This window comes from Microbacterium sp. UFMG61, from assembly GCF_015354505.1.
GTDB lineage: Bacteria > Actinomycetota > Actinomycetes > Actinomycetales > Microbacteriaceae > Microbacterium.
Window position 1 is genome coordinate 211,770 of sequence record NZ_JACAFP010000005.1, and the last position, 22,423, is coordinate 234,192.

At 69.2% G+C, this 22,423-nt stretch carries 25 protein-coding genes; 15 read left to right on the forward strand and 10 right to left on the reverse strand.

The features are described 5' to 3' along the window. Window positions 1–13 precede the first annotated feature (13 nt). From IXW21_RS07785 to IXW21_RS07795, 3 genes are all read right to left on the reverse strand, one after another. Window positions 14–511 carry an HNH endonuclease gene (locus IXW21_RS07785; RefSeq protein ID WP_194763687.1) on the reverse strand — a complete coding sequence of 166 codons (498 nt, stop codon included), beginning with the start codon at window positions 509–511 and terminating at the stop codon, window positions 14–16. Between the two features lie 365 nt (window positions 512–876). Beyond that, a complete protein-coding gene (locus tag IXW21_RS07790) occupies window positions 877–1,710 on the reverse strand; it encodes a M23 family metallopeptidase (RefSeq protein WP_194763688.1) in 834 nt (277 codons plus the stop codon). A gap of 253 nt (window positions 1,711–1,963) precedes the next feature. After that, entirely contained in the window at window positions 1,964–2,665 is a 702-nt protein-coding gene (locus IXW21_RS07795) for a metal-dependent transcriptional regulator (RefSeq protein WP_194763689.1), read from the reverse strand. A 98-nt stretch (window positions 2,666–2,763) separates the two neighbouring features. Here IXW21_RS07795 and serC point away from each other — a divergent pair, with 98 nt between their 5' ends. Then, window positions 2,764–3,876, forward strand: coding sequence for a phosphoserine transaminase (serC, locus tag IXW21_RS07800; protein WP_194763690.1), 1,113 nt, complete (start codon window positions 2,764–2,766; stop codon window positions 3,874–3,876). 89 nt (window positions 3,877–3,965) lie between these two features. Here serC and IXW21_RS07805 read toward each other — a convergent pair whose 3' ends face one another. After that, window positions 3,966–4,628, reverse strand: coding sequence for a DUF3027 domain-containing protein (locus tag IXW21_RS07805; RefSeq protein ID WP_194763691.1), 663 nt, complete (start codon window positions 4,626–4,628; stop codon window positions 3,966–3,968). Then, a complete protein-coding gene (locus IXW21_RS07810; RefSeq protein WP_194763692.1) occupies window positions 4,612–4,992 on the reverse strand; it encodes a cold-shock protein in 381 nt (126 codons plus the stop codon). The genes IXW21_RS07805 and IXW21_RS07810 overlap by 17 nt, the downstream gene beginning before the upstream one ends. Before the next feature lie 135 nt (window positions 4,993–5,127). Here IXW21_RS07810 and IXW21_RS07815 point away from each other — a divergent pair, with 135 nt between their 5' ends. The 6 genes from IXW21_RS07815 (at window position 5,128) to IXW21_RS07840 (ending at window position 11,732) form a co-directional block, all read left to right on the forward strand. Next, window positions 5,128–5,400 carry a multidrug ABC transporter ATPase gene (locus IXW21_RS07815; RefSeq protein ID WP_194763693.1) on the forward strand — a complete coding sequence of 91 codons (273 nt, stop codon included), beginning with the start codon at window positions 5,128–5,130 and terminating at the stop codon, window positions 5,398–5,400. Window positions 5,401–5,410: 10 nt separating this feature from the next. Continuing rightward, window positions 5,411–7,123: a helicase-associated domain-containing protein gene (locus tag IXW21_RS07820; RefSeq protein ID WP_194763694.1), complete on the forward strand. Its 1,713-nt coding sequence runs from the start codon at window positions 5,411–5,413 to the stop codon at window positions 7,121–7,123. 11 nt (window positions 7,124–7,134) lie between these two features. Further along, the gene (locus IXW21_RS07825) at window positions 7,135–8,775 is read left to right on the forward strand and encodes a DNA repair helicase XPB (protein WP_194763695.1); all 1,641 of its coding nucleotides are present in this window, start codon (window positions 7,135–7,137) and stop codon (window positions 8,773–8,775) included. Between the two features lie 111 nt (window positions 8,776–8,886). Continuing rightward, complete coding sequence (locus IXW21_RS07830; protein ID WP_096714949.1) at window positions 8,887–9,573, forward strand: response regulator transcription factor; 687 nt, start codon at window positions 8,887–8,889, stop codon at window positions 9,571–9,573. 54 nt (window positions 9,574–9,627) lie between these two features. Continuing rightward, on the forward strand, window positions 9,628–11,319 hold the full coding sequence (locus tag IXW21_RS07835) for a sensor histidine kinase (protein ID WP_194763696.1): 1,692 nt from the start codon (window positions 9,628–9,630) through the stop codon (window positions 11,317–11,319). 125 nt (window positions 11,320–11,444) lie between these two features. Then, window positions 11,445–11,732: a WXG100 family type VII secretion target gene (locus IXW21_RS07840; protein ID WP_194763697.1), complete on the forward strand. Its 288-nt coding sequence runs from the start codon at window positions 11,445–11,447 to the stop codon at window positions 11,730–11,732. Between the two features lie 122 nt (window positions 11,733–11,854). Here IXW21_RS07840 and groL read toward each other — a convergent pair whose 3' ends face one another. From groL to IXW21_RS07860, 4 genes are all read right to left on the reverse strand, one after another. Then, window positions 11,855–13,474 carry a chaperonin GroEL gene (gene groL / locus IXW21_RS07845; RefSeq protein WP_194763698.1) on the reverse strand — a complete coding sequence of 540 codons (1,620 nt, stop codon included), beginning with the start codon at window positions 13,472–13,474 and terminating at the stop codon, window positions 11,855–11,857. A gap of 109 nt (window positions 13,475–13,583) precedes the next feature. Further along, window positions 13,584–14,162, reverse strand: a complete 579-nt coding sequence (locus tag IXW21_RS07850; RefSeq protein WP_323742192.1) for a LytR C-terminal domain-containing protein — start codon at window positions 14,160–14,162, stop codon at window positions 13,584–13,586. 77 nt (window positions 14,163–14,239) lie between these two features. Then, window positions 14,240–14,497, reverse strand: coding sequence for a DUF3263 domain-containing protein (locus IXW21_RS07855; protein WP_194763699.1), 258 nt, complete (start codon window positions 14,495–14,497; stop codon window positions 14,240–14,242). A gap of 18 nt (window positions 14,498–14,515) precedes the next feature. Then, the gene (locus IXW21_RS07860; RefSeq protein ID WP_194763700.1) at window positions 14,516–15,499 is read right to left on the reverse strand and encodes a DUF2332 domain-containing protein; all 984 of its coding nucleotides are present in this window, start codon (window positions 15,497–15,499) and stop codon (window positions 14,516–14,518) included. A 70-nt stretch (window positions 15,500–15,569) separates the two neighbouring features. Between IXW21_RS07860 and msrB the strand changes: the two genes are divergently transcribed. After that, window positions 15,570–15,974 carry a peptide-methionine (R)-S-oxide reductase MsrB gene (msrB, locus tag IXW21_RS07865; RefSeq protein ID WP_194763701.1) on the forward strand — a complete coding sequence of 135 codons (405 nt, stop codon included), beginning with the start codon at window positions 15,570–15,572 and terminating at the stop codon, window positions 15,972–15,974. Further along, the gene (locus tag IXW21_RS07870) at window positions 15,971–16,528 is read left to right on the forward strand and encodes a nitroreductase family protein (protein WP_323742193.1); all 558 of its coding nucleotides are present in this window, start codon (window positions 15,971–15,973) and stop codon (window positions 16,526–16,528) included. Before msrB ends, IXW21_RS07870 begins: the two co-directional genes overlap by 4 nt. Here the strand turns inward: IXW21_RS07870 and IXW21_RS07875 are convergent, their stop codons facing one another. After that, window positions 16,529–17,470, reverse strand: a complete 942-nt coding sequence (locus IXW21_RS07875; protein WP_323742194.1) for a DMT family transporter — start codon at window positions 17,468–17,470, stop codon at window positions 16,529–16,531. It abuts the gene before it with no gap. 76 nt (window positions 17,471–17,546) lie between these two features. Here IXW21_RS07875 and IXW21_RS07880 point away from each other — a divergent pair, with 76 nt between their 5' ends. Genes IXW21_RS07880 through IXW21_RS07905 form a run of 6 tightly spaced genes read left to right on the forward strand, consistent with a single transcriptional unit; the run spans window position 17,547 to window position 22,410 of the window. Beyond that, on the forward strand, window positions 17,547–18,215 hold the full coding sequence (locus IXW21_RS07880) for an SOS response-associated peptidase family protein (RefSeq protein ID WP_194763703.1): 669 nt from the start codon (window positions 17,547–17,549) through the stop codon (window positions 18,213–18,215). Window positions 18,216–18,219: 4 nt separating this feature from the next. Next, complete coding sequence (locus IXW21_RS07885) at window positions 18,220–18,615, forward strand: MmcQ/YjbR family DNA-binding protein (RefSeq protein WP_323742195.1); 396 nt, start codon at window positions 18,220–18,222, stop codon at window positions 18,613–18,615. Window positions 18,616–18,675: 60 nt separating this feature from the next. Further along, window positions 18,676–19,587 (forward strand): ABC transporter ATP-binding protein, encoded by a 912-nt coding sequence (locus IXW21_RS07890; RefSeq protein ID WP_194763704.1) that lies wholly within the window; start codon window positions 18,676–18,678, stop codon window positions 19,585–19,587. After that, on the forward strand, window positions 19,584–20,396 hold the full coding sequence (locus IXW21_RS07895; protein ID WP_194763705.1) for an ABC transporter permease subunit: 813 nt from the start codon (window positions 19,584–19,586) through the stop codon (window positions 20,394–20,396). Before IXW21_RS07890 ends, IXW21_RS07895 begins: the two co-directional genes overlap by 4 nt. Window positions 20,397–20,443: 47 nt before the next feature. Further along, window positions 20,444–21,718 (forward strand): sensor histidine kinase, encoded by a 1,275-nt coding sequence (locus IXW21_RS07900; RefSeq protein WP_228528315.1) that lies wholly within the window; start codon window positions 20,444–20,446, stop codon window positions 21,716–21,718. Beyond that, a complete protein-coding gene (locus IXW21_RS07905) occupies window positions 21,715–22,410 on the forward strand; it encodes a response regulator transcription factor (protein ID WP_194763707.1) in 696 nt (231 codons plus the stop codon). Before IXW21_RS07900 ends, IXW21_RS07905 begins: the two co-directional genes overlap by 4 nt. Window positions 22,411–22,423: the final 13 nt, after the last annotated feature.

Sequence of the window (22,423 nt, forward strand, 5' to 3'; positions counted from 1 at the left end):
CCTCGTCCCCGTCTCACGCTGCCAGAGCGAGGTACGGCTCCCATCGGGGGTCGCTGCGTTCGCTCCCCCGCACCGTCCAGGCGGTGCCGTGCGGGGGACGAGGCGTGAAGCGCAGCGCCCATCTCATCTCCTGAGGGGTGCGGTCGCTCTTCACGTTGTTGCAGCGCAGGCAGCAGGCCACGAGGTTCTCCCACGAGTCAGCTCCCCCGCGCGAACGAGGCAGCACATGGTCGATGGTCGAGGCGGCCTTGCCGCAGTACCCGCAGCGATGATCATCGCGCCGCAGAACACCCCGCCGGGTGACGGGAACACGTCTGCTCACAGGGATGCGCACGTAGCGCGACAGGATGATGACCGCCGGTCTGTCATACACGCCGTGGCTCCCCCAGACGGGATCATCCTCGACGCGTTCGATGACCGTGGCCTTGTCGTTCATGACCAGGACCAGGGCTCTCTTGAACGACACGATCGCCAGAGGCTCGTATCCCGCGTTCAGTACCAGTGTGCGCATCGTCATCCTCTCGATCCGCCGGGACGGCTTCCCGGCACTCTCGACTCACACGCGCCGCGCAGGACGTGAGCGCTCGCAGGGACGAAAAAAAGGCGCTGTCTACAGACAGCGCCTTCTACACACGGCAGAACCGTGGAGTCCCTGCGGACGATGCTGAAGGACGTGACGACCGAGGGCATCCATGGTTCGGATGCTCGGTATTCGTTCCATCAGCTTCTCCCGCCTGATACGACAACGCGTTCAGGCTAACCCATGAGCGGGGCGCGAGGGCCAAACTGCGGATGAACAGCCGAAGGCGTGTCCGAGAGGCCGCCCGCGAGGGAGTGTCCGCGGGGGTCGTCCACGCGCAGAGGAAGTGGAGGACCTCAGCCCGCGTTCGCACCGAGCCAGGCGATCGGCTCCATGAGTCCACCGTTCACCCAGACCTCGAAGTGCAGGTGGTTCGCGGTCGACCGTCCCGTGCTGCCGACGAAGCCGATCAGCTGCCCGGCGGCGACCGTCTCGCCGGCCTGCACCTGACGCGAACCGTAGATCATGTGGCCATAAGTGGTCTGCACGCGCTGACCGCCCACGACGCTGTCGAGCATGACACAGACACCGTATCCGCCGATGCTCTCGGCTGAGGCACGAACCACGCCGGCGGCCGCCGCGTAGATCGGGGTGCCCGCGGGAGCGAGCATGTCGGCGCCCTGGTGAGCGCCGCCCACGGTGCGACTGACGTTGTACGAACCCTGAGGCAGCGGGTAGCGGACCTCGCCCGATCCGGGCGAGACGAGCGCATAGTTCCCGGTGTTGAAGTTGCCGCCGCCCGACGACGCCAGAGACGCGGCCGCTGCGGATGCAGCTGCAGCAGCTCGAGCCGCCGCCGCTTCTTCCGCCTTCTTCTTGGCGATCTCGTCGGGAGTGGTCGCGGTGAACGTGCCTCGATCGAGAGTGGCGGCCGTGGCTGCGGACGCGACGACGAGCGACTGCGAGTCGTCGGCTGCCAGCTGCTGAAGCGTCGTGGCGGCCGCTTCGCTCGGCTTGGAGGATGCGTACGCCGGCAGAGCGACCGCGGCGACCAGAGCACCGACTGCCCCGAAGATGGCGATCGATCGCAGAGGCTTCACGGCCTTGCGTGCGCTGGCCGCGGCACGGGTGGTGCGGGCGACTGCTCGATCTTCAGATGTCTTCGCGGGTGATTCGATGTCTTTGACCAAAACGTAATCCTCCTGCGCCTGCACGCTCGGGTAGCGCTGACTCGTCGGCACTCTGCTCTCGTGGCACGAATGTAGCTCGGGTACTTTGTGCGTTCTTACCGAGAAGACGACGAGCCTGGAAGGCGATCCTCTCGGGTATCGTCAGTGGGCTTTCGCGACGACCTGTCCGAGGTTACCGGAAGATAACGAAACTGTCACCCTGCGAAACTGGCAATCCCCGCAGAGGCGGAATCACGCGGGATTTCTGCCGGGATCAGGCCGGTTCGCCCACGAGGAAGATGTGCGAGGCGAGCTCGACGGGCAGCTCGAGTCCGTCGTCCTTGCCCTCCATCTGGATGAGGACGTACCCCTCGTTGAAGCGGTAGTCGCCCTTCGCGCCCGGCACGACGCCGGCATCGCGAAGCTGCTCGAGCAGCTCGGGGTCGACCTGGGCGGGCTCCGCGAGACGACGGACCGTGCCTTCGATCGGGGCGCCCGCGGCGTTGAGCTTCTGCACGAGACCGATCACGCCCTCGTCGAAGGTGCGCGCAGGGGTGTCGCCGAGCTGGTCGAGGCCGGGGATCGGGTTGCCGTAGGGAGACTCGGTGGGGTGCCCGAGGAGCTCGACGAGACGACGCTCGACCTGCTCGCTCATCACGTGCTCCCACCGGCACGCCTCTTCATGCACGTAGGCCCAGTCGAGACCGATCACGTCGGAGAGCAGACGCTCGGCGAGACGGTGCTTGCGCATGACGTCGACGGCCTTGCGACGGCCGGCGTCGGTCAGCTCGAGCGTGCGGTCTTCCGAGACGACGACGAGCCCATCGCGCTCCATCCGGCCGACGGTCTGCGAGACCGTCGGGCCCGAGTGACCGAGGCGCTCGGAGATGCGTGCGCGCAGCGGGACGATGTTCTCCTCCTCGAGTTCGAGGATGGTGCGGAGATACATCTCCGTGGTGTCGATCAAGTCCGTCATGCGGCCCTCCGAGTCTCGTTAGGCAAGCCTACATTCCCCCGCGGACATCAGGCGTCATGCGGTGTGGAGGGGACATCGGCACGGCTTAGACTCGACCCATGGCGATCGAGATTCCCCGTGACCTCCTGCCCGTTGACGGCCGCTTCGGATGCGGTCCCTCGAAGGTGCGCCCCGAGCAGCTCGATGCGCTGCTCGCCGCAGGGCCCACCCTGCTCGGCACCTCGCACCGCCAGGCGCCGGTGAAGAACCTCGTCGGCAGCGTGCGCGAGCAGCTCGCCGCACTGTTCCGCCTCCCCGAGGGCTACGAGATCATCGTCGGCAACGGCGGATCGACGGCATTCTGGGATGCTGCGGCCTTCGGCCTGATCGAGCGCCGCAGTCAGAACCTCGTCTTCGGCGAGTTCGGGGGCAAGTTCGCCGCCGCGGCCGCCGCCCCGTGGCTCGAGGCTCCCGACGTGCGCAAGTCCGAGCCCGGCTCCCGCACCGCGGCGGAGGTCGTCGAGGGTGTCGACGTCTACGCCTGGCCGCACAACGAGACCTCCACCGGAGTCGCCGCGCCCGTCGAGCGCGTGGCCGCCGAGGGCGCGCTGACGGTGATCGACGCGACCAGCGCAGCGGGTGGCATCGACTTCGACGCCACCCAGGCCGACGTCTACTACTTCGCACCGCAGAAGAACCTCGGATCCGACGGAGGACTGTGGTTCGCCGCCGTCTCCCCCGCCGCGGTGGACCGCATCGAGCGCATCGCGGCATCCGATCGGTACATCCCCGAGTTCCTCAGCCTGAAGAACGCCGTCGACAACTCGCGGCTCAATCAGACGCTGAACACTCCGGCTCTGACGACCCTGCACCTCCTCGACAGCCAGCTGCGCTGGATCAACGACAACGGCGGTCTCGCGTGGGCCGGTGCCCGCACGGCCGAATCGTCGAGTGTGCTCTACGACTGGGCTGCGGGCTCGGCGGTCGCCACGCCGTTCGTCGCGGATGCCGCGCACCGCTCGCCCGTCGTCGTCACGATCGACTTCGACGACACCGTCGATGCGGCGGCGATCGCCAAGACCCTCCGCGCCAACGGCATCGTCGACACCGAGCCCTACCGCAAGCTGGGCCGCAACCAGCTGCGCGTCGCGACGTTCGTCTCGATCGAACCGGACGACGTGCGCCAGCTGACCCGCGCCCTCGACTACGTGCTCGAGAACCAGGGCGCCTGACCTTCGGGCAGGATGCAGAAAGGGGGCCGCGTGATCATCACGCGGCCCCCTTTGTCATGCTCGTCGCACTCGCGTGCCCGAGCGGACGGTCATTCCTCGTCGTCGGAGTCGCCGTCGGAGTCGTCGTCCTCGTCGGAGTCGTCGTCCTCGTCGTCGTCGTCCTCGTCCGAAGCGTCGTCCGCGGTGGCGGAATCGTCGAGTTCGTCGATGTCGACGCCGTCGAGATCACCGGCGTGCAGCACGCGCGGCTCCGCCGTCAGATCGTCGTCGTCGAGGTCGTCGTCATCATCGTCGTCCGCGTCGTCATCGTCATCGTCATCGAGGTCGTCCTCGTCCTCGTCGATGTCGTTGAGCTCGTCGTCGTCGAGTCCGTCCGCGTCATCCGCGTCGGGGTCGGCTTCGGCCGCGGCAGCAGCCTGCTCGGCCAGCTCCACCTGGTGCGCGCGGTACTCGGCGAGACGCTCGGCCCACGGCACCCACTCGGGCGCCAGCAGCGCTCCGTCGCCGGGGAGGAGTTCGATCTCGAGGACCGTGGGATCCTCCTCGTCGACACGCGCGACAGTCACGGTCCAGTACCAGCCGGGGTATCCGGGAAGGCGGTTCTCGAACCGCAGCGACACCGAACCGTCGTCCTCGGGGAGGTAGCCGGCCGCGGGACCGACGGTCGACGCCGGAGTGATCTCGTGCAGCGCCGCGAGCGCGAGATCATGAGCGTCGACGAGACGCTGATCGACGTCAGGCTTCGAGGTCATCAGCGACCTTGCGCAGGACGGCCGCGATCTTGCGGCCGTGCGAGGACGAGGGGTAGCGGCCGCGGCGCAGGTCGCCGCCGATGCCGTCGAGCAGCTTCACGAGGTCCTCGACGATGATCGCCATGTCGTCGGCCGGCTTGCGCTTGGCCTTCGCCAGACTCGGCGGGGCTTCGAGCACGCGCACCGAGAGCGCCTGCAGCCCGCGCTTTCCGTCGGCGACGCCGAACTCCACCCGAGCTCCGGCCTTCACAGCCGTCCCGGCGGGCATCGCCGACGCGTGCAGGAAGACATCCTGACCGTCATCGGTGGCGATGAAGCCGAAACCCTTGTCTTCGTCGTAGAACCTGACCTTGCCGGTGGGCATGGGAGAAACCTCGCTGAGTCGGTGTGGAGCTGGAAGGCGCGCAGATGCGCCTGCCCTCAGCCTACCGGTCGGCGCGCGCCGAAGCCGAGGCCGCCCGCGGAACCGTCAGGCCCCGCAGCGACTAGGCTGAGACGGATGAACATGCAGAGTCCTGAACCGGATGTCCCCGTGCGCCGAGTCGACCGCATTCTGGCGTTCACGGCACTGGGCCTCGCCGCGGCCTCGATCCTCTGCTTCTTCGCGATCATCATCGGCACGGCCGTCGGCATGCAGCAGCAGGACTTCGGCTCGGGAGTCTGGCCGCTCGTGGCTGCGGTCCCCTACTGGGGACTCCCCGCGGCGTTCGTGATGATCATCGTCCTGCTCTCGATGAGCTTCGTGCGCAAGGGTCGCGCCTCGCGATCCTGAGGCCATCGGCATGACGACGCACGCCCGCCCCCTCGCCGAACGGCTGGCCGCGGCGAGCGATGCCGAGCTCGCCACGCTGTTCACGGCGCGCACCGTGCGCGCCGATGCCGGATGGCAGGACTTCTTCGATGCCGCCGAAGCCCTGCTCGACGCGGGCTCCCTCGCCCGGGTGCTTCCGACGCTGACCCGCAGCGAGGCCATCGCTCTGCATGCGGCCGCACTCTCGGCATCCGCAGTCCCCGAATCCGCCGAGCGTGCGGCGCTCCTGTCACTCGCCCTGGTGCGCCCGGACGGCGTGCCGTGGCCGGCGGTGGCGTCGGCCGTCGCCGAACGCCCTGCGCCTGCCGCCGTCGACCCCGCGGCACCCGTCGCCGCGGACGAGACCGCAGAGGCGCACGCGGCGGAGCGGGCGTTCACCACGGTGTCGGCCGTGGCAGATCTGCTGCTGCTGGCGCGCGACCGGCCCTTCACCCTGCTCACCGGCGGCACTCTCAGCGCGGGTGAGAAACGGCAGCTCGGCGAGGCGGGGCTCGATGCCGACACGCTCGACGCACTCGTCGCCATCGCCACGACCGCGGGATTGATGACGGTCGATGACCGCCGTCTGCGCACGACCGTCAGCGCAGAGGCATGGCTGCGCTCCTCAGTCGCCGACAGGTGGAGCGCCCTGGTCTCCGGCCACCGCGATGCACTGCCCCGCGGCGTGCGCGATCACGACGGCGGATGGATCCCGACCTCCGACTGGACCCACGCGCACCCCTGGGACGCGTCCTGGCCCGAGCGCAGCGCGGCGCTGCTCGAACGCGCCCGACTTCTCGGGCTCCGCGCCGACGATGACAGCGAACCGTCGTGGGCGATGACGGTGCGTCACGGCGCGCCGATCGATCCGCGGCCGCTCACGCTGCTTCTGCCCAGCGAGGTCGACCGCATCTTCCTCCAGAACGACCTGAGCGCGATCGCTCCCGGGCCGCTCGCGCCAGCGCTCGATGTGCGGCTGCGCACCATCGCCGCCCGCGAATCCGCCGCGCAGGCATCGTCGTACCGGTTCTCCCCGGAGTCCGTCGCGAGGGCGCTCGTCGCGGGCGAGACCGAGGAGTCGATCGTCGAGTTCCTCGAGGGCGTCTCACTCACCGGCATCCCGCAGCCGCTCCGATATCTCGTGACCCAGACGGCGCAGCGTCACGGGCTCGTGCGGGTGTCGACGGATTCCGAGACCGGGCGCACACGCATCGAGAGTGCCGACAGCACCCTGCTCGACGCGATGTCGGTCGATCAGACACTGCGACCGCTCGGACTCTCCTCGCATGTCGGCTCGCTCACCACCCACGTCGGCCGCGACACCGTCTACTGGGCGCTGGTGGATGCCCGGTATCCGGCGACGCTCGTCGACGAACAGGGCACAGCACTGACCGGGGAGCGGAACCCGGCGGCAGACCCCGCTCCGCCGACGCCCGTCGACTTCGCCCCGCTGATCGCCGCGCTGCGGTCGCACCAGGGACCGGATGCCGACGCGGCCTGGCTCGATCGCGAGCTCGAGGCGGCCGTGCGATCGCGCGCCACGCTTCGAGTGACGATCGGGATGCCCGACGGCTCGACGCGCGACCTGCTGCTGGAGGCGACCGGTCTCGGCGGCGGACGCCTCCGAGGCAGGGACCGCGCGGCCGACGTCGAGCGCACGCTGCCGGTGTCGAGCATCCGCGCCGCCACCGTGATCGAGCAGTAAACTGGACAGCTATGTCTGATGGCCCCCTGATCGTCCAGAGCGACCGCACCGTGCTGCTCGAAGTCGCCCACGCCGACGCCGAGAGCGCCCGCCACGAGCTGGCGATCTTCGCGGAACTCGAGCGCGCACCCGAGCACATCCATACCTACCGGATCACCCGCCTGGGACTCTGGAACGCCCGTGCCGCCGGCCACACGGCCGAGGACATGCTCGAGACCCTCGATCGCTGGTCGCGCTTCCCCGTGCCGCCGTCGGTCTCGGTCGATCTGCGCGAGACCGTCAACCGCTACGGGCGCCTCGTGATCGAGCGCGACGACGAGGGAATCCTGATCCTGCGCTCGAGCGACCCGGCTGTGCTCACGCAGGTGGCGAACAACAAGCGCATCCAGCCGCTGCTCCTCGGGCACCCGACACCCGAGTCCTTCATCGTCGACGCCTGGGCGCGCGGCCAGATCAAGCAGGAGCTGCTGAAGATCGGCTGGCCCGCCGAGGACCTCGCCGGGTACACCCCGGGCACTCCTCATGAGATCGAGCTGGCTGAGGACGGCTGGCAGATCCGCCCGTACCAGCAGGATGCCGTGGATGCCTTCTCGAAGGACGGCTCCGGCGTCGTGGTGCTGCCCTGCGGTGCCGGCAAGACGATCGTGGGCGCCGGAGCGATGGCCGCGACCAAGACGACGACCCTGATCCTCGTGACGAACACCGTGTCCGCGCGCCAGTGGCGGGACGAGCTCCTGAAGCGCACGAGCCTGACGCCCGAAGAGATCGGCGAGTACTCGGGCCAGGCCAAGGAGGTCAAGCCGGTCACGATCGCGACGTACCAGATCCTCACGGCGAAGCGGAAGGGCGAGTACGCGCACCTGGCGCTGCTCGATGCGCTCGACTGGGGTCTCATCGTCTACGACGAGGTGCACCTGCTGCCCGCTCCCGTCTTCAAGCTCACCGCCGATCTGCAGGCCCGCCGTCGCATCGGACTCACCGCGACGCTCGTCCGCGAAGACGGCCGCGAAGGCGATGTCTTCAGCCTGATCGGCCCCAAGCGGTTCGACGCACCGTGGAAGCAGATCGAAGCGCAGGGGTTCATCTCCCCCGCCGTCTGCTACGAGGTGCGCGTCGACCTGCCGCCGAGCGACCGCCTCGAGTACGCCGCGGCGACCGACGACGAGCGCTACCGCCTCGCGGCGTCGGCCCCCGCCAAGATCCAGGCGGTGCGCGAGCTCATCGCGAAGCACGAGGACGAGCGGATCCTCGTGATCGGCCAGTACCTCGACCAGCTCGACTCCCTGTCGCAGTCGCTGAACGCTCCGCAGATCACGGGAGCCACCCCGGTGGACGAACGCGAACAGCTGTACCAGGCGTTCCGCGAGGGCGAGATCCCGGTGCTCGTGGTGTCGAAGGTGGCGAACTTCTCGATCGATCTGCCCGAAGCCTCCGTGGCCATCCAGGTGTCCGGCTCGTTCGGATCGCGACAGGAGGAGGCGCAGCGCCTCGGACGCCTGTTGCGGCCCAAGAAGTCGGGGCACACGGCGAGCTTCTACACGCTCGTCGCGCGCGACACGATCGATCAGGACTACGCGCAGAACCGCCAGCGGTTCCTCGCCGAACAGGGGTACAGCTACACGATCATGGATGCTGACGCGATCGCGGCCTGACCGCCTCGCGCCGCCTCCACAGCGCCGTCGCACCGGCGCTTCGCCCTCGGCGTACTCGCCGCTCCGACGGATCACCAGCATTCCCATCGACGGAGTCACCATAATGGGGTCATGACTGATGCGCGCATCCTGGTCGTCGACGACGAGCCGAACATCCGCGACCTGCTGTCCACGGGCCTGAGCTTCGCGGGCTTCCAGGTGAAGACGGTCGCCAACGGCGCGGCCACCATCTCCGCCGTGCTGGAGGAGGAGCCCGACCTCATCATCCTCGATGTCATGCTCCCCGACATGAACGGGTTCAGCGTGACCAAGCGTCTGCGCGGAGCGGGATTCACCGCACCGATCCTGTTCCTCACCGCGAAGGACGGCACCGACGACAAGATCGAGGGACTCAACGCGGGTGGCGACGACTACGTCACCAAGCCGTTCAGCCTCGACGAGATCGTCGCACGCGCGCAGGCGATCCTGCGCCGCACGATGCAGGCCGACGAGGAGTCGATCATCCGCGCCGGCGAGCTGTCGATGGATCAGGACACGCACGACGTGCACGTCGGAAAGGAGCCGATCGAGCTCAGCCCGACCGAGTTCAAGCTGCTGCGCTACCTCATGCTCAACCCCAACCGCGTGCTGTCGAAGGCTCAGATCCTCGACCACGTGTGGGAGTACGACTTCAACGGCGACGCGGGCATCGTCGAGAGCTACATCTCGTATCTGCGCCGCAAGATCGATCCGCACACCGAGGAGTCGGTGATCCAGACCAAGCGCGGATTCGGGTACATGCTCAAGGTCGGCAAGTAACGCCGACCGCTCAGCACACCGACACCGCTCAGCATCCGTCTCGAGGAGGACCGCATGGCGCGCAAGCCCGACGCGGTCACCCGCTGGTGGCGGGCGATCAGTCTGCGCGCCAAGGTCACCGGCGTGACGGTGGCCGTGCTCGCGCTCGGCCTGCTCGCGGCGGGAGTCGGAACCGTGCCTATTCTGCGCAACGCGCTCGTCAGCAACATCGAGTCGCAGCTGCCCGCGCTCGTCTCGGCCGACCTCGCGGACCGCTACTTCGACGTGGCGATGGTCGACGGCGAGACGCACTACACACCCAAGGAGTCGCCGCGCGACTTCTTCGTCGCGATCTACGACGGCGAGGGCGTGCTGCAGACCACGACCGGCGCCTCGGCGAACGGCTCACCGCTGTTCCCCTCGACGTTCACGCTGCTCGAGGCACAGGCGAAGAGCGACAGCACCTTCACTCTCGACGGCACGAAGGGCGCGAGCTTCCGCGCGGCGGTCGCGAGCCTGCCCGGTGAAGGCGGCGGCTCGCTGCGCATCCAGGTGGTCGCGATGCCCCTCGATTCCGCCGACCGGATCATCAGCCAGTACTTCGGCATCTACATCACGGTCGCACTCGTCACGATACTGCTGGCGGCGCTGCTCACACGGGGGCTGGTGACGCTCACCTTCCGTCGACTCGGGCAGGTCGAATCGACGGCCATGTCGATCGCCGCCGGCGACTTCAGCCAACGGCTGACCGACCTCGAGCCGACGACCGAGGTCGGACGCCTCAACTACGCCATCAACACGATGCTCGACAGGGTCGACGGCTCGCTGGCGCAGCGGGATCGCACCGTGCGGCACATGCGCCGGTTCATCGGCGATGCGAGCCACGAGCTGCGCACCCCGCTGGTGAGCGTGCGCGGATACGCCGAGCTCTACCGCATGGGTGCGATCAAGGGCGAGGAGGACACCGCCCGAGCGATGGAGCGCATCGAGAAGGAGGCGATCCGCATGGGAGTGCTCGTCGAGGACCTTCTCGCACTCGCCCGGCTCGACGAGGAGCGCGAGCCCGAGATCGAGCCGCTCGACCTGCGCCCCATCGCGCGCGACGCCGCGCTCGATCTGCGTGCCGCCGCTCCGGCCCGCACGGTGTCGGTCGTCGACCGCACGGTCGAGGCTCCGCTGATCGACGTCACGACCCGCCCCACCCCCGTGGCGCCCGAGACACCGCAGCCCGCGCCGCGCGGCCTGTCACGCGGCACGCTGTCTCGGCTCCGGCGTCGCCCTCGCGGGGCTGAGAAGGTACCCGCGATCGACTTCACCGAGGCCACCGACATCCCGGTGCGGACTCCCCCGATCATCCTCGGCGAGGAGAACAAGGTCCGTCAGGTGGTGACGAACCTGCTGGGCAACGCCCGGCGCTTCTCGCCCGAAGAGAGCCCGATCGAGCTCGTCGTCGACGCCGACCGCGTTCGCGGCACGGGCAGCATCTCGATCGTCGACCACGGCGAGGGCATCCCCCCGCAGATCCGCGAGCAGATCTTCGAGCGCTTCTGGCGCGCTGACACGTCTCGCGCCCGCGAGACCGGCGGTTCGGGGCTGGGACTCGCGATCGTGGCGTCGATCGTGAAGGCTCTGCACGGCAGCGTCGAGGTCTCGGAGACTCCGGGCGGCGGTGCGACCTTCACCGTCACATTCCCCCTGGCTCCTTCGCGTGCCACGCCCGCCCACCTGCTCGAGGACACGCAGCCCCTCGAGCCTCTCGACCTCTGAGCCTCTCTCTGCACGGACCCGCACGGCCGCCGGTTGTGCACACCGGACGGTCGCTCGCCCTCGCACGATGACCTCGCGCGCCGGGATTCTCGTACCGTCGGAACCCCATCGACAAAGGAGTTCTCATGTCCGTCTTCACCGTTGACACCGAAGCCGTCGGCGCCGCGCACGGCTCCGCTCTCGCCACCATGGAGCGCCTGCGCGCCGAGGCCGCGACCCTCATGGCCCAGCTCACACAGCTGCAGTCGACCTGGGTGGGCACCGCCTCGAACGCGTTCCAGTCCTGCGCCGAACAATGGCGAGGCGCGCAGGTCCACGTCGAGCAGGCGCTCGAATCGATCGGCACGGGGCTGGGCAGCGCGGCCACGCAGTACGCCGACGCAGACCAGTACTCGGCGAGCCTGTTCCGCTGAGCTCGGAGCCGACCCGCGCGACTCAGCAGACCGCCGAGACAGCGCGCGGACACGCAGAAACGCCCCGACCGAAGTCGGGGCGTTTCTGTGTCAGGACCGGAGTCCCTGATGGTGCAGAAGGATCAGAAGTCCATGCCGCCCGACGGGTCACCCATCGGAGCTGCAGCCTTCTCGGGCTTGTCAGCCACGACGACCTCGGTGGTGAGGAAGAGAGCCGCGATCGAGGCTGCGTTCTGCAGCGCCGATCGGGTCACCTTCGCCGGGTCGATGATTCCTGCGGCGAACATGTCGACGTACTCGCCCGATGCCGCGTTGAGGCCCTGGCCCGAGGGGAGCTCGGCGACCTTGTTCGCGACGACGCCCGGCTCGAGACCGGCGTTCAGAGCGATCTGCTTCAGCGGAGCCTCGATCGCGACGCGAACGATGTTCGCACCGGTCGCCTCGTCGCCCGAGAGCGACAGAGCGTCGAGAGCCTTGGTGCCCGACTGGATCAGCGCGACGCCACCACCGGGGACGATACCCTCTTCGACGGCTGCCTTCGCGTTGCGAACCGCGTCCTCGATGCGGTGCTTGCGCTCCTTGAGCTCGACCTCGGTCGCTGCGCCGGCCTTGATGACGGCGACGCCACCGGCGAGCTTGGCGAGACGCTCCTGCAGCTTCTCACGGTCGTAGTCGCTGTCGGTGTTCTCGATCTCGCGACGGATCTGCGTGACGCGACCCTCGATCTGGTCGGCCTCGCCGGCACCCTCGACGATCGTGGTCTCGTCCTTGGTGACGATGACCTTGCGAGCGCGACCCAGCAGGTCGAGCGTGGCGTTCTCGAGCTTCAGGCCGACCTCTTCGGTGATGACCTGACCACCGGTGAGGATCGCGATGTCCTGCAGCTGCGCCTTGCGACGGTCGCCGAAGCCGGGAGCCTTGACGGCGACCGACTTGAAGATGCCCTTGAGCTTGTTGAGCACGAGAGTCGCGAGAGCCTCGCCCTCGACGTCCTCGGCGATGATGACGAGCTCCTTGCCGTCCTGGATCACCTTGTCGACGATCGGCAGGAGGTCCTTGATGTTGGAGACCTTCTGGTTCGCGATGAGGATGTACGGGTCTTCGAAGACCGCTTCCTGGCGCTCCGGGTCCGTCACGAAGTACGGGTTCAGGTAGCCCTTGTCGAAGCGCATGCCCTCGGTGAGCTCGAGCTCGGTGCCGAAGGTCTGCGACTCCTCGACGGTGACGACGCCTTCCTTGCCGACCTTGTCGATCGCCTCGGCGATGAGCTCGCCGATCGCGGGGTCAGCTGCGGAGATGGATGCCGTGGCGGCGATCTGCTCCTTGGAGTCGATCTCCTTGGCGCTGGCGAGCAGCTCCTCGGTGATCGCTGCGACGGCCTTCTCGATGCCGCGCTTGAGCGAGATGGGGTCAGCGCCGGCTGCGACGTTGCGCAGACCCTCGCGGACGAGTGCCTGAGCGAGCACGGTGGCGGTGGTGGTTCCGTCGCCGGCGACGTCGTCGGTCTTCTTGGCGACCTCCTTGACGAGCTCCGCGCCGATCTTCTCGTACGGGTCGTCCAGCTCGATCTCCTTGGCGATCGACACACCGTCGTTCGTGATCGTGGGAGCGCCCCACTTCTTCTCGAGCACGACGTTGCGACCGCGCGGGCCGAGCGTCACCTTGACGGCGTCGGCGAGGATGTTGAGGCCGCGCTCGAGGCCGCGGCGGGCCTCCTCATCGAAAGCGATGATCTTTGCCATGAGTTTTGTCGTCCCTCCTGGACGTAGACGTTGGGTTTAGCACTCAGAGTGAGAGAGTGCTAACGCCATTCTGGCACTCGACCCCACCGAGTGCAAGCTGCAGGAGGTACTACGGAGCGGGCGTCTCCTCGACGTCGGTCGCGGCGCCCGAGACCCGGTCGAGGCCGATCACGACGGTGAGCTGCTTCTGCCCCTCCTCGGTCTCCCCGAGGTAGAAGTCGCTCTGCTGCACATCGGCGCCGCCGATGAGTCCCGCCAGTCCGATCGCCGCGAGTTCGTCCTCGGCGGCGACGTAATAGACCGTGGTGGTCGTGAAGTCCTCGCTCGTGCTGTCGCTGGCGAAGACGGTCTCGGCCGGCCACCCGTTGTTGATCAGCACCGCACGCATGTCCTCGTCGAGGGCCTCGTCGGCGGTGGCGTTGAGGATCATCACGGAATAGGACGTGTCGATCACGCCCGTCTCCTCGGGGATCGGGGTGAGCGTGGGCGCCGCCTCGGGGAACGGCGTGATGCGCCCCATCACGATCAGAGAGCCGAAGATGCCTGCGACCACGAGCACCAGAGCGGCCACGAACGACCACAGCAGGACCACCCACCCGTTCATGCCGGGGGCTTCGGCGCGGTGCGCGCCCACACGTCCGGAAGAGCGGGGCACGTCATCGAATCGGTCTCGGGTGGGCTTTGACACCCCTCGATGCTACTGGCACCGACCTGGACATCCGCGCCACGCCCGACCGCGCGGCGCAGCCGATTCCCGCCGGTCGGTCAGCCGACGAAGCCCGGGGTCCGAGTCGACCGGCGCATCGCGCGCGCATCGCGGATGCGGCGGAGGCGGCCCACGAGCATGGGGTCGTACTCGAGCGCGACGTCTGACTCGATGAGGCGGCCGAGCAGCTGGTAGTAGCGGGCCGAGCTCATGCCGAGCTGCGCGCGGATGGCCTCCTCCTTCGCGCCGCTGTGCCGCGGCCAGGCGGTCTCCAGCGCGAAGATGGCGCGATCGCGCTCGGTCATCTCTCCCAGCATGAGATCAGAGTAGGTCGATCAGACGCCCGCGGCGGCGCGCCACTCCCACGATCGTCCGAGCGGATCGGCCGACGCCCGCACGCGTCCGTCGAGCGCGACCACGAAATCGGGCCAGGTGTCGGCGTCGACGGCCGGCTCCCACACGTCGAGCAGCGCGGGCGGATCGATCGTGATCCAGCGCGCCGGCAATCGGCGGATGCGGTCGACGAGCGCCTGACGCGCCTCCCGAGGGATGTGGACCAGCACTCCCGGGGTCGTGACGACGAGGGTCGCATCCTGCGGCGCACGCGCGGCGAGCTCCTCAAGGTGTTCGAGAGCGTCTCCGGCGACGAGATGAGGGGGCGCGTCCGCCGCGATGTCGAGCGCAGCGATGACACGTTGCTCTCGCCCCTCCTCCCCCGGCCAGACGAGGCCCTGCAGCCAGCGACGGTCTCGGTCGTTCCCCGCGTCGAGCGGCGTGAGGTCGATCCCGGCCCGCCACACCACCTCGGGCAGCCGCATCGGCGGGAGGGCGCCCCCCACCCGGCTGTGCAGCACGACCTCCGACGGGCCGTCGGCCGGGTCCAGCGCGAGGCGCACCGCGCCGTCGGCATCCGTGAAACGGTAGGAATAGCGGTCGGGATACAGACACAGCCCCGCGGAGGCGCCGATCTCGAGCAGCGCGAGGGGACCCTCGATCTCGGAGAGCACGGGCAGCAGCGGCGCGAGCCGCAACGGCTCGTTGGTCTGCAGCCGTCGCGCGGTGCACTCGGCCACGATCTCGTCGGCATGGGCTGTCACGAACGCGCGCCAGCCGCCGTAGTCGCCGAGCTCTGCGCCCAGCATCCGGGTCACGGCGAACACCAGCGGCGGCTGGCGCCGATTCTCGGGGATGCGCGCGAGAACGGCGCTGACCCCCGGATCGCCCGCGACTCCTGCGGCCCACTCGGCGTACAGCTCGCTGCGACCGGGCGCCTCGTGCTCGGCGAAGCGGGCGTAGCGCTGCTGCACGGCATCCGTCATGCGTCCATTCTCTCGTGACCCCGCCCGCCTCCGGACGCGAGAGAATGGAGCGGAACCCCCAGGAGGACTCATGTCGTACAGCGTGGACAAGACCGAAGAAGAGTGGCGCGAAGAGCTCGGCGACGAGCAGTATGCGGTGCTGCGCCAGGCAGCCACCGAACGCGCCTGGACGGGCGAGCTGCTCGACGAGGGACGAGCCGGCCTCTACACGTGCGGCGCGTGCGACGCCGAGCTGTTCAAGAGCGGCACCAAGTTCGACTCCGGCTGCGGCTGGCCGAGCTTCTACGAGTCGATCCGTCCCGACGCGGTCGAGCTGATCGAGGACACGAGCCTGGGAATGGTGCGCACCGAGGTGCGCTGCGCCGCATGCGGCTCGCACCTCGGTCACGTCTTCCCCGACGGATTCGGCACGCCCACCGGCGACCGGTACTGCATGAACTCGATCGCACTGAACTTCACACCGGAAGAGTCGTGAGCGCGCTCGACGCCGTTCGAGCCCGACAGTCCTGGTCGAAGGTCACCGACGACGCCCCCTCGCACGACGAGCTGCTGACGTTCGTGGCGGCGGCTGGCCGCGTCGCCGATCACTCCTCCCTGCGCCCCTGGCGGCTCATCGAGCTGCGTGGCTCCGACCGCGATGTGCTCGGGGCAGCGATCGCCAAGGCGGAGGGCGACAAGTCCCCCTCGTCGAAGCCGCGACGCGCCCCCCTGCTGATCGCGGTTGTCGCGAGCTACCGCAAGAGCTCGAAGGTACCGCGATGGGAGCAGGAGGCCGTGGCCTCGGGCGTCGCCCACGTGCTCAGCCTGCTTCTCGACGAGGCCGGCTGGGGCGTGCTGTGGCGCACCGGGAGCTACACCCGCTCGAAGGCGGTGGCCAAGGCCCACGGCATCGGCAAGGACGAGGAGCTCCTCGGGTGGCTGTACGTCGGCGGCAAGCCCGCAGGCAAGAAGGCCGGACGCCGCAAGCCGGTCGATGCGCGCACGTTCGTGACGCGGATGCCGGTCGCGAAGGCGTCGAAGAAGAAGTAGTCAGGGGCGCCTGCGCCGTGGCAGCGCGACGACGACGGATGCCACGGCGACCGCGACCATCCCGATGATCTGCCAGGGAGCGGGTCCTGCCGCCGCGGGCCAGATCAGATCGATGACCACTGAGGTCGCGAGCTGGCCGAGCACGGACCCGAGTCCCATCAGCAGCACCCCGGTGTGCGCCACGATGAACGTCCCGAGCAGGATGTACGCCGCTCCCAGGACACCGCCGAGGTAGAGCCAGGGCTCGGTGGGCGGCGCATCGGGAACCCCGCGAACGCCGACGCTGACGCCCGCGGCGATCATCAGCACCGCGGTGCCGGCGATGAAGCTCATCATGGTCGCGGCGAGCGGCGAGTGCACGCGCTGCGACAGTCGGCCGTTGGTCGCGGCCTGCCAGGCGATGCCCACACCTGCCGCGAACGGCAGCAGCAGCATCCACAGGGGGGCGGTGGCCAGCACATCGCCGCTGAGCGAGATCCCCACGGCGGCGAGCGCGAGCGCGCCGCCGGCCACGCGTCCGGGCGTGACGGCGACGACCCCCGCGGGACCGAACCCGACGCGGTCGAGCACGAGGCCGTGCAGCGTCTGGCCCGCGACGACGCCGACCGTGAAGAGCGAGACTCCGAGCACGCCCGCCGTGATGCCCTGCGCAGAGACGGTGAGCGCACCGCAGGCGCCGCCGAGGAGCATCCAGAACGGGATGCTGCGATCGCGGATGCCGTCGCGCAGCCGACCGACGCCTCGACGGGCCGACGGCAGGCAGACGATCACGACGATCAGGGTGAGGAAGCCGACCGCGAACGAGATGAGACCCGCGACGATGCCGTTGTCGACCCTGACGCCGAGCACGCCGTTGATGCGCGCCTGGATCGCCGTCATGACGCCGATCGCGACTGCTCCGCCGAGGGCGGCGGGTGCGGAGAGGCGGCGGGTCGGGGTCACTCATCGACCCTAGTGCGGCGCTGCGCGCGGGCGGATCCGGGCACCCGATGTCGGCGCCCCGGCGTACCCTGGCTGCATGTGCGCGAGCTATGGTCTGGATCCTCGATTCACCGACGCCGAGCTCCTCGCTGCCGCCGACGAGGCGGTGCTCGAGGGGCTCCGCGGCTGGGCGGAGCGGAACGCCGGCGAGACAGTGCGCCCGACGGGCAAGAATCTCCGGAACCTCAATCCGATCGTCACGCAGCCCGAGACCACACCGACTCTCGAACCGGCCTGGTGGGGCTTTCTCGTCGGGGGCGAGCCGTCGAAGTTCCCCTCGATCAACACTCGGTCCGAGCGGCTGCAGGATCGCCCCGGCGGGCTGAAGAGCAGAGCGCTCGTGCCGGCGACCAGCTGGTACGAGATGAAGAAGCCCGAGCGGGTGTGGCACGAGTTCCTCGTCGACGACGGGGCTCTGTTCGGCATGGCTGCGGTGACGCAGCACGGTCGCACCGCCGACGGCCAGTCGTTCACCTGCTACTCGATCGTGATGAGGCCGGCACCACCGCACCTCGCACACATCCACGACCGGATGCCGGTGCTGATCCCCGCGTCGCTGAGCGGCGACTGGCTCACCGCCGAGCCGGGCAGAGAGATCATCGACGAGGCTCTGCTCGCCGCCGCGACACTCGACGAGCGCGTGCAGGTGGCACCCCGCGCCGCCAACACCCCCTCGGCCGAGAACACGTCAGAGCGGCTGTTCTGAGCGCGTGGACGCGACTCGGCTGATCGCCGTCGCCATGGAGCGCGCAGAGGAGCTGCCCGGTTCCGAGCGCGAGAACCCCTTCGGCCCCGAGTGGGACGTCTATAAGGTGCGCGGAAAAGTCTTCCTGCTCATTCCGCTCGACGACACCGGACGCGTCACGCTCAAGTCCCATCCCGACGATGCCGTCGCGCTGCGCGAGACCTTCGCCGACATCGTCCCCGGGTACCACATGAACAAGAAGCACTGGATCACGCTGCTCCCCGGGCCCTCTCTCGAAGACGAGCTCGTCACCGAACTGATCACCGAGTCCTACCGGTTGGTCGTCGAGAAGCTGCCGAAAGCCCGGCGACCGGTCGATCCGGCAGTGTTCGGCATCCGCCGTGAGGATGACCCGCGCTGAGGCGTGAACGGTACCCCGGGAGGACGCGCTCGCGACCACCCGGTCTGTAGCGTCGAAGACATGATCACAGCAGAAGGCCTCACGAAGAGATTCGGGGACAAGACAGCAGTCGACGGGGTGTCGTTCTCGGTGCAGCCGGGAACCGTCACCGGATTCCTCGGGCCGAACGGCGCGGGAAAGTCCACCACGATGCGCATGATCGTGGGCCTCGACCGACCGACCTCCGGCACCGCGACCGTCGGCGGCCGTGAGTATCGCAGGCTGCGTGCGCCGCTCACCGAGGTGGGCGTGCTGCTCGACGCGAAGGCCGTGCACACGGGCCGCACCGCGCGCAATCATCTGCGCGCCATGGCGGCGACCCACGGCATCCCCGCCTCCCGCGTCGACGAGGTCATCGACCTCGCCGGCATCGGCGCCGTCGCCCGCAAACGCGCGGGCAAGTTCTCGCTCGGGATGGGGCAGCGACTCGGCATCGCCTCCGCTCTGCTCGGCGACCCGCACACACTGATCCTCGACGAGCCTGTCAACGGCCTCGACCCCGAGGGCGTGCGCTGGGTCCGCCAGTTCGTCCGCCACGCGGCATCCGAGGGACGCACGGTGCTGCTCTCGAGTCACCTCATGAGCGAGATGGCGCAGACCGCCGATCATGTGATCGTCATGGGCCGCGGCAAGGTGCTGGCTGATGCTCCCCTGGCCGAGCTCGTGCGGGCATGGACCACGAACACCGTGCGCGTGCGCACGCCTCGCGCCGCCGACCTGGCCGCCGCTGTCGGCGGACCGTCCGTCGAGATCGTCAGCTCGGCTCCCGATCTGCTCGACATCGTCGGCCTGCCCGCGTCACGCATCGGCGACCTCGCCGCGGACCGCGGCATTCCCCTCCACGAACTCACCCCGACCACAGGATCGCTCGAAGACGCGTACCTCGCGCTCACCGGCGACTCGGTCGAGTACCGCACCAAGGAGATCTCATGACCACCGTCCAGGCTCCTCCCCTCACCCGCGCACAGGTCGACACCGGCCGACGCCTGACGTTCGTCCGCGCGGTCCGCGGTGAGTGGATCAAGCTCTCCACTCTGCGCTCGACCTGGTGGTCGATCGGCATCGCGGCGATCCTCACGATCGGCATCGCCGTGCTCATCGCCCAGGCGATCGACGTGCCGGGCTTCGAGCCCATCCAGGCCGTCGTGATGCCGATCCAGTTCGCGATGCTGCTCGCCGGCATCCTCGGCGCGATCTCGGTGACGGGCGAGTACTCGACGGGAATGATCCGCTCGACGCTCGCGGCCAACCCGCAGCGCGGGTCCGTGCTCGCGGCCAAGGCCGTCGTGGTCGGCCTCTTCATGTTCGTGTCGTCGCTGGTGATCTTCGCCGCCGCGGCGGTCGCGGTCTCCGCCGTCGTCGCGTCACGTGACCAGAGCATCGAGTGGAGCGACCCGTCGGCGTCGATCCTGCCGATCGTCGTCTCGTCGCTCGCCATGGCGGTGTTCGCCCTGATCGGCGTCGCGTTCGGTTTCATCCTGCGCTCGGGCGCCGGGGCGATCGCCGCCACCGTCGGCCTGCTGTTCGTGCTGCCGATCGTGGCGAGTTTCTTCGCCGTCGCCGGCGAAGCGTGGAACTGGCTCCTGGAGTCGGCGAACTACCTGCCCGTGGCCGCCGCGCAGAGCGCGATCCTTCCTGAGGGCGCCGCCCTCGAGGGTCCGGTCGCATACGCGACACTGGCCGGCTGGGTCGCCGCAGGGATGCTCGCCGCCTGGGCCGTGCTCCGCACGCGTGACGCGTGATCGCGATGCTCCATGACTGCGCCGCGTAGAGTCGGCCGGTGAGCAGAATGCGCAGCCGCAGCACCTCCGTCCGCGAGGACGAGGCGCTGCGGCTGCCGCGTCCCCCCGGCGTCCTGCGGCGCTTCTGGGCGCGACATCCGATCGTCGCCGACGTCCTGATCGCGCTGGTGTGCCTGCTTCTGTCGCTCGTTCCCGCCGGTGTCATCACGCGCGACCTGCCGATGCCGTTGGCCGTCGGCGTCGCGATCCTGGTCCCCGCATCCGTCGTCGCCGCCTGCGCGACGCTGCTGTGGCGGCGCAGCCGCCCGCTGGTGCCGTTCGTCGCCTCTTTCGCACTCGAGGCCGGTTTCCTCTTCGCCCTGCAGCCGATCGGCTCGCCGCTGCTTCTCGTCACCTGCTATTCGCTCGCGGTGTATCGCTCGTCGCGAGCCGCCTGGATGGGCTTCGGCATCGGCCTCGCCTCACTCAGCGCCGTCGGCGGGCTGCTCACCCTCGCAGGCGTGATCTCCTTCCAGGTCGCCGCCAACGCCGTCATCATGTCGCTCGTGCTCGGGCTGATCGGCACGCTGATCGGCGTGAACGTGGGTGGGCGCAAGCGGTATCTGGATGCCGTGATCGACCGCTCCCGCCAGCTGCTCGTCGAGCGCGATCAGCAGGCGCAGCTCGCCGCCGCGGGAGAGCGTGCCCGCATCGCCCGAGAGATGCACGACATCGTCTCGCACTCGCTGACGGTGATCGTCGCCCTGTCCGAGGGCGCCGCCGCGACATCCGACGCGACACAGGCACGAGCGGCCGCGTCGGCCTCGGCCGAGACGGCCCGCAGCGCGCTCACCGAGATGCGGGCGATGCTCGGCGTCCTGCGCGCCGACGACTCCCCGCTGCCCCTCGCTCCGCTCGCCCCGACCGCCCCGCAGGAGACCGTCGCTCATGCGCAGCGCGCCGGCTATCCCGTGACCCTTGCGGTCAGCGGCGCGACGGAGGTCGCTCCCGCCGTGGCCCACGCCGTGGGCCGGATCGTGCAGGAGGGCGTCACGAACGCGATGCGGCACGCGCCCGGGGCGACGTCGATCGACGTGCGGCTCGTCTACGCGGCCGACGCGGTGACGGTCGAGGTCGTCAATGACGGTGCCACCGGGCCCGTCGGCACATCGGGATTCGGCCTGCGCGGCCTCGCCGAGCGTGCCGCACACGCGGGCGGGAGCGTCGCGTCGGAACCACTCTCGGGTGGCCGATGGATGCTGCGCGCCGAACTGCCGACGGCATCCCCCGCGACACCCCCACCGACCGACCTCATCGTTCCCGATCCGGAGGACCGCCGATGACCGACACGATCTCACTCCTGCTCGTCGACGACCAGCAGCTCATCCGGCTCGGCTTCCGCATGGTGCTCGAGGCCGAAGCCGACATGGTCGTCGTCGGCGAGGCCGCCGACGGTCACGCGGCGATCGCTCAGTCCGCTGCCCTGCGACCGGATGTGGTGCTCATGGACATCCGGATGCCCGGGCTCGACGGCATCGCAGCGACCGAGGCGATCGTGCGCGAGCATCCCGAGACCCGCGTGCTGGTGCTCACGACGTTCGATCTCGACGAGTACGCCTTCGGCGCGATCCGCGCGGGTGCCAGCGGATTCCTCCTGAAGGACGCGCAGCGGCACGAGATGATCTCCGCGATCCGCGCCATCCACCGAGGCGACGCAGCACTCGCGCCGAGGGTCACGCGGATGCTGCTCGAACACGTCACGACCGGTCGCGGCGTGGCCCCCGACGCACCGGCGCTCGTGGTCGACGACCCCACGACCGAGCTGACCGACCGCGAGCGCGACGTCTTCCTCGAGATCGCGCGCGGCCTGACCAACGCCGAGATCGCCCAGGCGCTCTACGTCAGTGAGTCGACCGTGAAGACGCATGTCGGTCGCGTGCTCGCGAAGCTCGGTGCTCGCGACCGCATCCATCTGGTGATCCTCGCTCACCGGCTCGGGCTCATCGACGACGGCACCCTGCCCTCCGACTCGTGAGTCGGCGGGCAGG